The 14701-nt window shown below is 60.0% G+C and carries 13 protein-coding genes; 8 read left to right on the top strand and 5 right to left on the bottom strand.

All coding sequences use genetic code 11. From position 1 onward, the window contains the following. Positions 1-30: 30 nt before the first annotated feature. Together C1896_02520 and C1896_02525 are read left to right on the top strand one after the other, a co-directional pair. Positions 31-663: a threonine transporter RhtB gene (locus C1896_02520; GenBank protein ID AZZ43893.1), complete on the top strand. Its 633-nt coding sequence runs from the start codon at positions 31-33 to the stop codon at positions 661-663. Next, positions 660-1139: a YaiI/YqxD family protein gene (locus tag C1896_02525; protein ID AZZ43894.1), complete on the top strand. Its 480-nt coding sequence runs from the start codon at positions 660-662 to the stop codon at positions 1137-1139. The genes C1896_02520 and C1896_02525 overlap by 4 nt, the downstream gene beginning before the upstream one ends. Positions 1140-1188: 49 nt before the next feature. Here the strand turns inward: C1896_02525 and C1896_02530 are convergent, their stop codons facing one another. Together C1896_02530 and C1896_02535 are read right to left on the bottom strand one after the other, a co-directional pair. Further along, positions 1189-1656, bottom strand: coding sequence for a hypothetical protein (locus C1896_02530; protein ID AZZ43895.1), 468 nt, complete (start codon positions 1654-1656; stop codon positions 1189-1191). Between the two features lie 156 nt (positions 1657-1812). Further along, the gene (locus C1896_02535; protein AZZ43896.1) at positions 1813-2475 is read right to left on the bottom strand and encodes an isoprenoid biosynthesis protein ElbB; all 663 of its coding nucleotides are present in this window, start codon (positions 2473-2475) and stop codon (positions 1813-1815) included. A gap of 315 nt (positions 2476-2790) precedes the next feature. Here C1896_02535 and C1896_02540 point away from each other — a divergent pair, with 315 nt between their 5' ends. Together C1896_02540 and ppk1 are read left to right on the top strand one after the other, a co-directional pair. Beyond that, on the top strand, positions 2791-3804 hold the full coding sequence (locus C1896_02540) for a porphobilinogen synthase (GenBank protein ID AZZ43897.1): 1014 nt from the start codon (positions 2791-2793) through the stop codon (positions 3802-3804). 19 nt (positions 3805-3823) lie between these two features. Beyond that, the gene (ppk1, locus tag C1896_02545) at positions 3824-6028 is read left to right on the top strand and encodes a polyphosphate kinase 1 (GenBank protein AZZ43898.1); all 2205 of its coding nucleotides are present in this window, start codon (positions 3824-3826) and stop codon (positions 6026-6028) included. A gap of 48 nt (positions 6029-6076) precedes the next feature. Here the strand turns inward: ppk1 and ppx are convergent, their stop codons facing one another. Further along, on the bottom strand, positions 6077-7579 hold the full coding sequence (ppx, locus tag C1896_02550; GenBank protein AZZ43899.1) for an exopolyphosphatase: 1503 nt from the start codon (positions 7577-7579) through the stop codon (positions 6077-6079). Positions 7580-7779: 200 nt separating this feature from the next. On the opposite strand from ppx, the gene C1896_02555 reads away from it, so the two are divergent. The 4 genes from C1896_02555 (at position 7780) to C1896_02570 (ending at position 12195) form a co-directional block, all read left to right on the top strand. Then, positions 7780-8106 (top strand): thioredoxin TrxA, encoded by a 327-nt coding sequence (locus tag C1896_02555; GenBank protein AZZ43900.1) that lies wholly within the window; start codon positions 7780-7782, stop codon positions 8104-8106. A 228-nt stretch (positions 8107-8334) separates the two neighbouring features. Next, positions 8335-9594, top strand: a complete 1260-nt coding sequence (gene rho, locus C1896_02560) for a transcription termination factor Rho (protein AZZ43901.1) — start codon at positions 8335-8337, stop codon at positions 9592-9594. 123 nt (positions 9595-9717) lie between these two features. Further along, positions 9718-11184 carry a 4-hydroxy-3-polyprenylbenzoate decarboxylase gene (locus C1896_02565; GenBank protein AZZ43902.1) on the top strand — a complete coding sequence of 489 codons (1467 nt, stop codon included), beginning with the start codon at positions 9718-9720 and terminating at the stop codon, positions 11182-11184. Positions 11185-11217: 33 nt separating this feature from the next. Continuing rightward, positions 11218-12195, top strand: coding sequence for a CDP-6-deoxy-delta-3,4-glucoseen reductase (locus C1896_02570; protein AZZ43903.1), 978 nt, complete (start codon positions 11218-11220; stop codon positions 12193-12195). Between the two features lie 80 nt (positions 12196-12275). On the opposite strand, the gene C1896_02575 is transcribed toward C1896_02570, so the two are convergent. Both C1896_02575 and C1896_02580 read right to left on the bottom strand, forming a co-directional pair. Then, entirely contained in the window at positions 12276-12935 is a 660-nt protein-coding gene (locus C1896_02575) for a cell division protein (protein ID AZZ43904.1), read from the bottom strand. Beyond that, positions 12936-14678 (bottom strand): arginine--tRNA ligase, encoded by a 1743-nt coding sequence (locus tag C1896_02580; protein AZZ43905.1) that lies wholly within the window; start codon positions 14676-14678, stop codon positions 12936-12938. Between the last annotated feature and the right edge of the window lie 23 nt (positions 14679-14701).

Raw genomic sequence — 14701 nt, forward strand, 5'->3', positions numbered from 1 at the left:
TGCTAGGCGAAGCTTCTGGGGGGATCAATCATGACGCTCGAAACCTGGCTTGCCTTTCTTGTTGCCTGTTGGGTCATCAGCCTGTCGCCGGGGGCGGGTGCGATCGCCTCGATGTCGTGCGGATTGCAGTACGGCTTCTGGCGCGGTTATTGGAACGCGATCGGTTTGCAGATTGCGCTGGCGATGCAGATAGCTGTAGTGGCCGCGGGTGTCGGAGCGGTGCTGGCGACCTCGTCGCTCGCCTTCAGCCTGATTAAATGGTTCGGGGTCGTCTATCTGTTGTGGCTGGCGGTTAAGCAGTGGCAGGCGGTGCCATCTATGCTTGACGACAGCGCTGCACCGCGACCGATCGGGCGCCCGTTAGCCTTGGTGTTCCGCGGTTTTCTGGTCAATGCCAGCAATCCTAAAGCCATCGTGTTCATTCTCGCTGTGCTGCCGCAGTTTCTGGATCCACAGCGCGATCTGGTACTGCAGTACCTGCATATGGGGGCCACGATGGTGGTGGTCGACCTGATCGTCATGGCGGGCTATACAGGATTGGCGTCCCGGGTTTTGCGCTTGTTGCGCACGCCGCGTCAGCAGCGCCTGGTCAACCGTAGTTTCGCCGCTATGTTCGCCGGTGCTGCGGCTTTGCTGGCTACGGTGCGGCGGGCTGTGGCATGACGGGGGCTGCACCGCTTCGGGTATGGGTTGACGCTGATGCCTGTCCCAAGGCTGCTAAAGAACAGCTGATCAAGTTCGCCCTCAAGCGCAAGTTCGAGGTGCTGCTGGTGGCGGGCCAGAGCCAGATCAAACCAGCCTTCGCCTGTGTTCGTCTGATTGTCGTGCCCAGCGGCCCGGACGCGGCAGATGACTATCTGGTCGAGCATGCTCAGCCTGGCGAACTGGTGATTTGCAGCGATGTGCCGCTGGCTGATCGCCTGGTGAAAAGAGGCGTGGCTGCCCTCGATCCGCGCGGTCGTGAATTCGACGAGCGCAACATGGGCGATCGTCTGGCGGTGCGCAACCTGTTCACCGATCTGCGTGAGCAGGGCCAGGTGGGCGGGGGACAGGGGGCTTACGGCGACCGTGATCGGCAAGCGTTTGCCAACGCGCTGGACCGTCTGCTGACTCAGCTGGCCCGAGCCGGCGTCCGCTAAGCAAACACCACTGGCGCGGGGCTGTTCCGTTTAAGGTCGAGCTTCCGGGTCAGCCGCAAAGATAGGTGCCGGTCCCTACTGCGATCAACACCCCTTCTTCGTTGTGCAGTTCGGAGCGAACCACCGCGACCTTGTTGCCGGAGCGCAATAAGGTCGCGCCGGCACTGAAGCGTTTGCCGCGTCCTGGGCGCAGGTAGTCGATGCGCAGGTCGATGGTGCCGAGGCGCGAGAGGCGCAGGGCGCGCTCTTCGGTGGTCAGGTGCTGATGCTTCTCGAAGGCTCCGATCATAGCCATGGCGCCGCCGACGACGTCGAGAAGCGACGCGATCACGCCACCATGCAAAATGCCGTGAAAGAAATTACCGACCAGCTCTTGCTTCATTGGCAGGTGCATCACCACGCGCTGGCGGGACACCTCATCCAGTTCGATACCCAGGTATTCATTGAACGGAATGCGCTCGAACAGCTGGCGCACCGCGTGCTGTTGTTCTTCGATGGTATCGATCGGGTGGTTCATGCGTGCGGCTCTCCGGCAGATCCAACTAAGCTGCCGGAGGGAGGGGGGATTGACCAGTGGCGCGGCGGGAGAGCCGGTAAGATTGGCGGTATCGCCACGCCGATGCCTCAGCTCCCACGCCTCGGCTCGAAAGCTGGGGCAAGGCCAGCCGAGGCGCTATTTGCCGGTCAGCGCCAGCACCCTATCGACCAGCTTGTAGATGCCCGTAGCTGCGTCGCTGATGGATTGCGCCAACATATAGGCAGGGGTGGTCACCAGGTTGTGCCGCGAATCCTCGACGATCTCAGTGACTTCGCACGGTTGGTGTTCGACGCCCATCTCCCGTGCCGCCGCTGCAGCCGGATCGTCGTCATTGCCTAGGGTGCAGACCACGCCGCGGCCAAAGATCTGGGCCGCCATGGTAGGCGCGATGCACATCATGCCGACCGGCTTGCCGGCCGCGGCAAAGGCTTGGGCCAGCGCCAACACATCGGGAAGCACTTTGCAGCCGGCGCCCTGGGTGGCGAAGTCGGACAAATTTTTCGCTGCGCCAAAGCCGCCTGGCACGATCAGCGCGTCGAACTCCTCGGCATTGGCTTCGCGAAGATCCTTGATCTCTCCCCGTGCCAAGCGCGCGGACTCGACCAGCACGTTGCGTTTTTCCGGCATCTCTTCACCGGTTAGGTGATTGATTACGTGCATCTGCTCGATGTTCGGCGCAAAGCACTGGACCTTGGCGCCACGCTGATCCAGGCGCAACAGCGTGATCACGCTCTCGTAGATTTCCGAGCCGTCGTATACGCCACAGCCGGAAAGAATCACGGCGACTTTTCTGTTCATTGAGATACTCCTGGTCAGTTCAGCAGCCTGGCAACTGCGCCAGGCAACAGCCTTCGATGCTAGCCCTTGGTGGGGTTCAAGGTAAGTCCATCGCGATAAAGGTTGGATGCCTTATCGCGTCGGGTGTTCAACTGTGGGCGCGTCTGGCCTAGGCACTTCAGCTCGGCGATAGACTGCTCAAAGCACTGGCAGTGCCCGCGCTTGGTGGCGACAATAAGGGCAATCTCCGGCCGGCGCGGATTGCTTGTCATCAAGCTGTCACGATGTCGGCTTATAACCGTCATATTCGCCCGTTCTGCGGGCCAGGAGTTCGTTGTGAGTTTCGTTCCTGCCAATCGCTTGTTCCCCGCTACACGGTTGCGCCGCAATCGTCGTGATGATTTTTCCCGCCGACTGGTACGCGAGCATCGACTGAGCGTGGATGACCTGATCCTGCCCGTATTTGTTCTCGATGGTGAAAATCGCCGCGAGCAGGTACCGTCGATGCCCGGCGTGGAGCGTCTTTCCATCGATTTGCTGTTGGAAGAAGCCGCTGAACTGGTCGCGCTGGGCATCCCTGCGTTGGCGTTGTTTCCGGTCACTCCGCTGGAGAAGAAATCCCTCGATGCGGCGGAGGCCTGGAATCCTGAGGGCATCGCCCAGCGCGCCACCCGGGCCCTGCGTGAGCGATTCCCGGAGCTCGGCATCATCACTGACGTTGCGCTGGACCCCTTCACCACTCATGGCCAGGACGGAATTCTTGACGAACATGGCTATGTGCAGAACGACGTCACGGTCGACGCGCTGGTCCGTCAGGCCCTGTCCCACGCTGAGGCGGGCGCGCAGGTGGTTGCGCCATCGGACATGATGGATGGGCGCATCCAGGCGATACGCGAGGCGCTGGAGGTGGCTGAGCATCACAATGTGCGGATCATGGCTTATTCGGCCAAGTACGCCAGTGCCTACTACGGGCCGTTCCGCGATGCGGTAGGGTCGGCGGCGAATCTGGGTAAGGGCAGCAAGAACACTTATCAGATGGACCCGGCCAATGGTGACGAGGCCTTGCACGAAGTCGGCGCCGACCTTTCAGAGGGTGCCGACATGGTCATGGTCAAACCGGGCATGCCCTATCTGGACATTCTCTGGCGGGTTAAAGATGCCTTTCGAGTGCCGACCTTCGTCTACCAGGTCAGCGGCGAGTATGCGATGCACATGGCAGCGATTCAGAACGGCTGGCTGAGCGATGCCGTGATTCTTGAATCGCTGACCGCCTTCAAGCGCGCAGGTGCCGATGGCATCCTCACCTATTTCGCCAAGCAGGCGGCACAACAATTAAAACAGGGGCAATGAGCCCTCCCGAGGCAGATCGATGACAAATCAGGGACTCAGCGAAAGCGAATTGCAGGCTGCAGCCATTGAAGTGCATCCCCTAGAGGAAATGGCCCCGCCAGCGCCTGAGGTGGAGAAGACAGAGGAAGCGCCAGCGCCACCGGCCCCCCCGCCGAATCTGGACGACAACAGCCTCTACATCCACCGCGAGCTGTCACAGCTGCAATTCAACATTCGCGTGTTGGAACAGGCGCTCGACGAGTCGTATCCGCTGCTGGAGCGGCTCAAATTCCTGCTGATCTTTTCCAGCAACCTCGATGAGTTTTTCGAGATTCGTGTTGCGGGGCTGAAGAAGCAAGTCACGTTCGCGCGTGAGCAGGCAGGTGCAGACGGTCTGCAGCCGCACCAGGCGCTGGCGCGTATTTCCGAACTGGTCCACGAGCAGGTCAGCCGACAGTATTCGATCCTCAACGAGATCGTACTGCCGGAAATGGCCAAGCATCAGGTGCGTTTCATTCGTCGGCGCAACTGGACAACCAAGATCAAGGCCTGGGTGCGCCGTTACTTTCGTGACGAGATCGCACCGATCATCACGCCAATCGGCTTGGACCCAACCCATCCGTTTCCATTGCTGGTTAACAAGAGCCTGAACTTCATTGTCGAGCTTGAAGGTATCGATGCCTTCGGTCGCGACTCCGGGCTGGCGATCATTCCGGCGCCGCGGTTGTTGCCCCGGGTTATTCGGGTGCCGGAGGAGGTGGGCGGGCCTGGCGCGAACCACGTGTTCCTCTCCTCGATGATTCATGCGCACGCTGATGATCTGTTCCACGGCATGAAGGTCAAGGGCTGCTACCAGTTTCGCCTGACGCGTAACGCCGACCTCTCGGTTGACACCGAAGACGTCGAGGATCTGGCCCGGGCGCTGCGTGGCGAGTTGATTTCACGGCGCTATGGCGACGCAGTGCGGCTGGAGGTGGTGGATACCTGTCCGAAGCATCTCGCTGATTTCCTCCTCAAGCAGTTCAACTTGAGCGAAAGCGAGCTGTATCGGGTCAACGGACCGGTTAACCTGACCCGGCTGTTCAGTATCACCGGTCTGGATAGTCATCCCGAACTGCAATACACCCCCTTCACGCCAGCAATCCCGAAGTTGCTTCAGAACAGCGAGAACATTTTCAGCGTGGTCGGCAAGCAGGACATCCTGCTGCTGCATCCCTACGAATCCTTCACTCCCGTCGTTGACCTCCTGCGCGAGGCGGCGAAGGATCCCTGCGTTTTGGCCGTCAAGCAGACGCTTTATCGCTCTGGTGCCAATTCGGAGATCGTCGACGCGCTGGTTGAAGCCGCGCGTAACGGCAAGGAGGTCACTGCCGTCATCGAACTGCGGGCGCGCTTCGATGAGGAGTCCAACCTGCAATTGGCCAGTCGGTTGCAGCAGGCCGGGGCCGTGGTGATTTACGGTGTGGTGGGCTACAAGACCCACGCCAAGATGATGTTGATCCTGCGTCGGGAGAATGGCGAGTTGCGGCGTTACGCCCATCTCGGTACGGGCAACTACCACGCCGGCAACGCGCGGCTGTATACCGATTACAGCCTGCTGACCTCGGATGAAGCGCTCTGCGAAGACGTGTCGAAGCTGTTCAGTCAGTTGATCGGCATGGGCAAGACCATGCGTATGAAAAAGTTGCTGCACGCGCCCTTCACGCTGAAGAAGGCGTTGCTCGACATGATCATGCAGGAGACGCAACACGCCAGCGAAGGCAAGCCGGCGCATATCATTCTCAAGGTCAATTCGCTGACCGACGCGAAAATGATCCGGGCGTTGTACAAGGCCAGCCAGACCGGGGTGCGCATCGATCTCATCGTTCGCGGTATGTGCTGCCTGCGCCCTGGCATTCTCGGGGTCTCGCACAATATCCATGTGCGTTCGATCATTGGTCGCTTCCTAGAGCACAGCCGAGTGTTCTATTTCCTCAACGGCGGTGACGAGAAGCTCTACCTGTCCAGTGCCGACTGGATGGAGCGCAACCTGGATCGGCGGGTCGAGACCTGCTTCCCGGTCGAAGGCAAGAAGCTGGTGACACGGGTGAAGAAGGAGCTGGAGGGCTTCCTGACCGACAACACTCAGAGCTGGGTGCTGCAGTCTGATGGCAGTTATCTGCGTAACAGCCCAAGCGGCAATCAGAATCCACGCAACGTGCAGAACACGTTGCTGGAGCGTCTGGGAAGCCCGACTGCGCGATAGACACCGGGGGTAATTGGGGTGGCAGCGGTTCGTCGACCGCTGCCAAACTCAGCGCACGCTGAGGGTGAAGTCGATCCGCTTGAGCCAATCCGCCTCCAGGGCAAAATCGGCTTGTGTCAGCGGGTTTTGAGCCAGCCAGTCTTCAGGAAAAGCCACGTCCAGACTGTTATCGCCGGCCTTGAGCTGAAACGCTGGCGCTTGCTGCGGCCCACGGATGTGGTGGAAAAGAATCGCGAAGCGCAGCAATACGCAGAGTCTGGTCAGCTTCACGCCGTACTCGCTCATTTCCTCGAATTTCTGCTTGGGTATATTGCGGCGGTGGCCGCGAACCAGCAGCGCCAGCATCTGTTGATCCTGACGGGAGAAACCGGGGAGGTCGGAGTGCTCGATCAAGTAGGCGCCGTGCTTATGGTAGTGGTAGTGCGCGATGTCCAGTCCGACCTCATGTATCCGCGCCGCCCAGCTGAGCAGTTCTCGCAGCCATTCTTCATCTAGTGCCCAATCGGAAGCGACCTGATCGAAGGCTTCCAGCGCCTTGCTTTCGACCCGAGCGGCCTGGTCAGTGTCGACGTGGTAGCGCTCCATCAAAAAGCTCAGTGTGCGATCGCGGATGTCTTCCTGGTGGTGCCGGCCGATCAGATCGTAGAGCACGCCTTCGCGCAGTGCGCCTTCGGAGTGCGCCATGCTGGTCAGCTCCAGTGCGTCGAAAATCGCTTCGATAATGGCCAAGCCCGCAGGGAAGATGCTCTTGCGGTCCGGCTTGATACCGTCCATGTCGAGCTTTTCAACATCGCCCAGCTTGAACAGTTTGCGCTTGAGCCAGCCGATGCCATCGGCCGTGACTTCTCCGTTGCTAAGCCCGGCGCTCTTGATCGCGAGACCGACGGCGCGAATGGTGCCGGACGCACCCACCGCATCCTGCCAGCCGAGCCGATGCAGGCCGTGCTCGACGCTCATCAGCTCTAGCCTCGCGGCGGTATAGGCCTGCGCGTAGCGGGCCGGCGTAATCTTGCCGTCCTGAAAAAACCGCTGAGTAAAGCTCACACAACCCATTTGCAAGCTTTCACGCAATAGCGAATCGAAGCCTTCGCCGATGATGAATTCGGTGCTGCCACCGCCAATGTCGACGACCAGGCGCTTGCCACTAGACGCGGGAAAGGTATGCGATACGCCAAGGTAGATGAGTCGCGCTTCCTCTCGGCCGGAAATCACCTCGACCTGATGCTGGATGATCGTCTCAGCTTGGCGAATGAACTGGGCGCGGTTGCGCGCCTCTCGAAGGGCATTGGTGCCGACCACGCGCACCGCGCCCTGGGGAAGATGATTGACCAGCTGAGCGAAGCGGCGAAGGCAGTCCAGGCCGCGCTGCATGGCAGCATCGTCGAGCTGTCTGTTCTCATCAATGCCAGCGGCCAGCTGGACCTTTTCGCCGAGCCGCTCGAGGATGCGCATCTCGCCGTTGCTGGTGCGGGCCAGCACCATGTGGAAGCTGTTCGAGCCGAGATCAAGGGCGGCGATCATCGGAAAGGGTTCGGCGGCTGTTGGGCGCATGGGGCAGTCTCTGTGCAAAACTCCGACATCCTGACATGATCGCCCTCATCCGCCAACGCGCAGCGCTGCGTCATAGCGCTCCGTGATCGATCCATTGCGCCTTCTATGGTCTATTGCCCAAGCGACAGGCTGCGACTTTCGATCCGCACCAAGCCGGGCTATGATGGCGTCACTTCTGATTTTGACCCTGGAGAAACTCCATGAGCGAATACATCAACAATGTCAGCGACAGCAGCTTCGAGCAGGACGTGCTCCAGGCCGATGGTCCTGTTCTGGTCGATTACTGGGCCGAGTGGTGTGGCCCGTGCAAGATGATTGCTCCAGTGCTCGATGAGATCGCCAAGGAATACGAAGGCAAGCTCAAAGTCTGCAAACTGAACATCGACGAGAATCAGGAAACCCCGCCGAAGTACGGCGTGCGCGGCATTCCGACGTTGATGCTGTTTAAGAACGGCAATGTCGAGGCCACCAAGGTGGGTGCTCTGTCGAAGTCCCAGCTGGCAGCGTTTCTCGATAGCAATATCTGATTCACGGTTGCTGCTTTCGAAAGCCCCCGCAAATGCGGGGGTTTTTTATAACTGCAGGGTGGACGCTTCGCCTGCACGGTGCTAAATTCGGCCCTGCGACGCTTCTCCGTCGCCCTCTGCATGCCGTCGCCGACGCACTTCAGCCTCATAAAGCACAACGAACCTGTTCGTCTCCTGCTGCGCGGCTTCTCAAGCTAATCGCTTTCTTCATCCCTTCTGACTCTTTCTATGAATCTGACCGAACTTAAGCAAAAGCCCATCACCGAACTGCTGGAAATGGCCGAACAGATGGGCATCGACAACATGGCCCGTTCGCGCAAGCAGGACGTGATTTTCTCTCTGCTGAAAAAGCACGCGAAAAGCGGTGAGGAAATCTCCGGTGATGGCGTGCTGGAGATTCTGCAAGACGGCTTCGGCTTCTTGCGCTCCGCGGATTCGTCCTATCTCGCCGGCCCGGATGACATCTATGTCTCGCCGAGCCAGATCCGCCGCTTCAATTTGCGCACCGGCGACACCATCGTCGGCAAGATTCGCCCGCCTAAAGAAGGCGAGCGTTATTTCGCGCTGCTCAAGGTTGATACGATCAACTTCGATCGCCCGGAAAACGCGAAGAACAAAATTCTGTTCGAGAACCTGACTCCGCTGTTCGCCAACAAGCGACTCACGATGGAGGCCGGTAACGGCTCGACGGAAGATCTCACTGGCCGGGTGATCGACCTTTGCGCCCCGATCGGCAAAGGTCAGCGCGGTCTGATCGTCGCACCGCCGAAAGCGGGCAAGACGATCATGCTGCAGAACATTGCGAGCAACATCACCCGTAACAACCCCGAATGCCACCTGATCGTTTTGCTGATCGATGAGCGCCCGGAAGAAGTGACCGAAATGCAGCGCACCGTGCGTGGCGAAGTGGTCGCCTCTACCTTCGACGAGCCACCGACCCGCCACGTGCAGGTCGCTGAGATGGTGATCGAGAAGGCCAAGCGCCTGGTCGAGCACAAGAAGGACGTGGTCATCCTGCTGGATTCCATTACCCGTCTGGCCCGTGCCTATAACACGGTGATTCCTAGCTCCGGCAAGGTACTGACTGGCGGTGTCGACGCACATGCCCTGGAAAAGCCCAAGCGTTTCTTCGGCGCCGCGCGGAACATCGAGGAAGGCGGTTCGCTCACTATTATCGCCACCGCACTGGTGGAAACCGGCTCCAAGATGGACGAGGTTATCTACGAGGAGTTCAAGGGCACTGGTAACCTCGAGTTGCAGCTTGATCGCCGTATCGCCGAGAAGCGGGTATTCCCCGCGATCAACATCAACCGTTCGGGTACTCGTCGCGAAGAATTGCTGACCAGCGAGGAAGAGCTGCAGCGCATCTGGATTCTGCGCAAGCTGCTGCATCCGATGGACGAAAGCGCTGCGATCGAGTTTCTACTCGACAAGCTGAAGGACACCAAGACCAACGAAGAATTCTTCATGTCAATGAAGCGCAAATAAGTCTGGTCGTTGCTGCCGAGGCCGGGGAAACCCGGCCTTTGTCTGTCTGCAGGTTTTGTATCGACCTGCACCAAGGCTACACTTTCCGCCCGGACACCCGCCGGCCCCTGCGAGGCTCAAGCAATGCAGTATCGCGATCTGCGCGACTTTATCCGAGGCCTGGAACAGCGCGGTGAACTCAAGCGCGTTTCAGCCGCCGTTTCTCCCGTTCTGGAAATGACCGAGATATGCGATCGAACCCTGCGCAAGCAGGGGCCGGCGCTGCTCTTCGAGAACCCGACCGGCTTCGATATGCCGGTTCTCGGAAATCTCTTCGGCACACCCAAGCGCGTTGCTCTGGGTATGGGGGCGGAGGAAGTGTCCGAGCTACGCGAGATCGGCAAGCTCTTGGCCTTTCTCAAGGAGCCGGAGCCGCCAAAAGGGCTAAAGGATGCCTGGAGCAAGCTACCGATCTACAAGAAGGTCATCAGCATGGCGCCCAAGGTGCTCAAGGATGCGCCCTGTCAGGAGCTGGTCGTCGAAGGTGAGGATGTTGATCTGTCTCTGCTGCCGGTTCAGACCTGCTGGCCAGGCGATGCTGGGCCACTGATCACCTGGGGGCTGACAATCACCAAGGGCCCTAACAAGGAGCGGCAGAACCTCGGTATCTATCGCCAGCAGGTGATTGGTCGCAACAAGGTGATCATGCGCTGGCTCAGCCATCGAGGCGGTGCGCTGGACTTTCGTGAGTGGTGCGAGAAGTATCCCGACCGACCCTACCCAGTGGCGGTGGCACTCGGCGCTGATCCGGCCACGATCCTCGGCGCTGTTACTCCGGTTCCGGATTCGCTCTCCGAATATGCCTTTGCTGGCTTGTTACGCGGCAGCCGTACCGAGCTGGTCAAATGCCGGGGTAGCGATCTGCAGGTGCCGGCCGGTGCTGAAATTGTTCTGGAAGGTTACATTCAGCCTGGCGAGATGGCCGATGAAGGGCCGTACGGTGATCACACCGGCTACTACAACGAGGTCGATCGCTTCCCGGTGTTCACCGTGGAGCGCATCACCCGACGTCGCGACGCTATCTATCACAGCACCTATACCGGTCGGCCGCCAGATGAACCGGCGATACTGGGTGTCGCGCTCAACGAGGTTTTTGTACCGATCCTGCAGAAGCAGTTTCCCGAGATCACTGATTTCTATCTGCCGCCGGAAGGCTGTTCCTACCGCATGGCGGTGGTAACCATGAAAAAACAGTACCCCGGCCACGCCAAGCGCGTGATGCTGGGCGTATGGAGCTTTCTACGGCAGTTCATGTACACAAAGTTCGTCATCGTTACCGACGATGACATCAACGCACGGGATTGGAATGACGTTATCTGGGCCATCACCACGCGCATGGATCCCAAGCGCGATACGGTGCTGATCGAGAACACACCAATCGACTATCTAGACTTTGCCTCGCCGGTGTCCGGTCTCGGCAGCAAGATGGGCCTCGATGCCACTCATAAGTGGCCCGGCGAGACTACCCGTGAATGGGGGCGTGCCATCGTGCAGGATGAGGCGGTGAAGCGTAGGGTCGACGAACTCTGGGCCGAGCTTGGCATCGACTGATGACAGCCGCGCATTTACTCAGGTTTTGAATTGATGAAAGTAACCCTGCAACCCTCCGGAGCAGTGCTCGACGTCGAACGTGGTGAGTTGATTCTCGACGCCGCGCGGCGGTTGGGCTACGACTGTCCGCAAGCATGCCGCAACGGTAATTGCCTGATATGCGCTGCACTGCTGGTTGACGGCCGGGTGCGTCAGCGTGGCGAAAGCCATGATCATGGCGAAGTTTTCGCCTGCCTGGCTGAGCCAGAGGAAGATTGCGTTCTGCTGTGGGATGGTGTGCTTGCGCCGGGGGAGCTACCGGTGCGTACGCTGAGTTGCCAGCTCGTCAGCTGTGAAGAGGTGGGGGGCGACGTGTTTCGCCTGTTACTCCGTGCGCCGGCCGGTAAACTGCCACGCTACCATGCTGGGCAGTATTTGCTGCTCGAGCGGGAGGATGGCGAATACAGCGCCTTTTCGCTAGCGTCCGCGCCAGGGCGCGGACGTGAGCTGGAGCTCCACGTGCTAGCGCGTGAATCGTCAGCGATCGACCTGCTGCAGCAAATCAGGCGCACCGGGACGGCTCGCGTGCAGATGCCGTTCGGCGATACCCACCTCGCCGAGCTGCCAGAGGGGCCATTGGTGCTGATTGCTGCAGGCACCGGGATGGCGCAGATGCACAGTCTGATCGAGCATTGCCGAGCCGAGGGCTTCGCCCATCCGGTGCATCTGTACTGGGGGGTGCGTCGCCCGGAAGACTTCTATCAGTTGACGCATTGGCAGGAGTGGCAACAGCTGCCCAATCTCCGTCTGCATCAGATTGTCAGTGATGTTTGTGAGTGGGCGGGGCGGCGCGGCATGTTGCATCAAGCAGTCTGCGAGGACTTCACCGATCTCCAGCCAGTTCACGTCTACGCCAGCGGGTCTCCCGCGATGGTCTACGGCACGCTGGATGCATTGGTGGAGGCGGGAATGGATGCAAAACAGATGCGTGCAGACGTATTCGCCTATGCGCCTCGGGATCGTAAGAGCTGAGCGCCGGGCGGGCGCTGCCCGTCGACAGAGAAGCAGCGCCGGCTACAGCGCTGCTCCCGTGCTTGAACTAAAGCCTCGGCTCAGCGCGCCTGGCGCTGTTGAAGCAGCAGGTTCTTGTAACCGCTTGCTGATAGCGCCTTCTGGGCCTGATCGAGTCGTGCTCGGTCGGCAAATGGCCCGACCAGCACCCGATACCAGTCCTCGTCACGCACGGTCACGCTTTCAACTCGTACATCCTGGCCGAGCAGAATGATCTGCGCCCTAACCTTTTCCGCTTCGGGCTTCTTGCGGAACGAGCCGGCCTGCAAGAAAAACTGAGTCACCGGTGCCTTGGCCACTGTAGGCGGAGGTGGTGGTACCTGGCCATTCAGAGCGGCTTCGGCGCGCGCCGCGTCGATCTTTGCAGCCTCTTCCGGTGTGACCGGCTTGGGCGGCTCGGGCTTTGGCGCCTCTGGCGGCAAGATCACTTCCGACTCAGGCAGCAGCGTATAGAAGTCGTACTTCGGTTTGGCTGGCTGGCCCGTGGCGGGAGGCGAACGCTTCGGCTGCTCCTTGGATTTCGCTGTGTCCTTGGTGCGCTGGATCTCATCGCCGCCAGGTTCGAGGTTCATCAGGAACACAATGAAGCCGCCAATGACCAGTCCACACACGAGCCAGATCCAGCCGGGTACCGGCTTCTTGGCGGGTGCCTGGTAGCGGCTCGCGCCACGTTTCGGGGCGGGTTTTTTCCTGGCTGCCACTTACATCCGCTCCAGCGTTTCCAGGCCAAGCAGGGCAAGGCCCTGTTTCAGCGTTTTGCCGGTCAGGGCGGCGAGGCGCAGGCGACTCTGTTTAACCGTCTCGCTCTCAGCGGTGAGTATCGGGCAGTGTTCGTAGAAGCTGGAGAACAGCCCTGCCAGATCGTATAGATAGCTGCACAGCAGATGGGGAACACCTTTCTCACCCACACCGTTGAGCACCTCGGCGAACTGAGCCAGCTTCGCGCCTAGTGCTTGTTCTTGTTCGGCTTCCAGGTTGATCTCGCCGCCGAGTCCATCCATGCCGGTACCCAGCTTGCGAAACACGCTGGCCACCCGGGTGTAGGCGTAAAGCAGGTAGGGGGCGGTGTTGCCTTCGAAGCTGAGCATCTGCTCGAAGTTGAAGCTGTAATCGCTGGTGCGGTGCTTGGACAGGTCTGCATATTTCACTGCGCCGATGCCCACAGCGCGGGCGATTTGCCGCAGCTCCCCTTCGTCAAGATCCGGGTTTTTGCCTTTAACCAGGCTGTAGGCGCGCTGCTCGGCTTCATCGAGCAGGTCAACCAGCTTCACCGTGCCGCCATCCCGGGTCTTGAAGGGGCGGCCATCGGCACCGTTCATGGTGCCGAAACCCATGTGCTCGAGCTGCATGTCGCTGCGGACGAAGCCGGCGCGTCGAGCAACCTCGAAGGTCATTTGGAAATGCAGTGCTTGGCGCTGATCGACAAAATACAGCGCGCGATCAGCCTTTAGCTGCTGACTGCGGTAGCGCATGGAGGCCAGGTCAGTGGTGGCGTAGAGGTAGCCGCCACCGGCTTTCTGCACAATCACCGGGAGCGGGTTGCCTTCGGCGTTCTTGAATTCATCGAGAAAGACGCATTGGGCTCCGTTGCTCTCAGTCAGCAGCCCTTTGACCTTGAGCGATGCGACTATGTCGGCGAGTTCGGCGTTGTAGGCGCTTTCGCCTTTTACATCGTCCGGGGTGAGCATGACATTGAGGCGGTCGTAGACTTCTTGCGCATGGCTGAGTGAGAGTTCGTTAAATTGCTTCCACAGCCGCAGGCATTCGGCATCGCCTGCTTGCAGCTCCACGACTAGCTTGCGCGCGCGTTCGGCAAACTCGGTCGATTCGTCGAACCGTTGCTTCGCTGCGCGGTAGAAGCCTTCCAGGTCCGCCAGCTCCGGTGAGTCGAACCCTTTCGGTTGTTCCTTCACGTAAGCCAGCAGCATGCCGAACTGGGTGCCCCAATCGCCCACGTGGTTCTGCCGGATAACCTCGTCTCCGAGGAATTCGAGCACGCGCGCCACGGCGTCGCCGATGATGGTCGAGCGCAGGTGGCCGACGTGCATTTCCTTCGCCAGGTTCGGTGAGGAGAGGTCGACCACAACGCGTTGCTTGGAGCCCGTTTTGCTGACGCTGAGATGAGGGTCGGCGAGGGCGGCTTCTAACCGCTGCGCCAACGCAGCGCTGTTCTGGAAGAAATTGAGAAAGCCCGGGCCGGCGATCTCGACCTTGCTGACGCTGGGGTCTGCTGGCAATGCTTCGATGAGCTTTTGCGCCAGATCGCGCGGCTTCATCCCGGCGGGCTTTGCCAGCATCATCGCGACGTTGCTGGCAAAGTCGCCGTGGGTCTTGTCGCGGGTGTTCTCCACCTGAATAGTCGGGTTCGACCCCTCCGGCAGCACGCCTTCGGCGGTGAGACGGGCCAGGGCTTGCTGGATCAGATGGCGAATGCTGTCTTTCATGATGTGCTCGGTCGGCCGAAGGC

The organism is Pseudomonadaceae bacterium SI-3 (assembly GCA_004010935.1).
GTDB lineage: Bacteria > Pseudomonadota > Gammaproteobacteria > Pseudomonadales > Pseudomonadaceae > Stutzerimonas.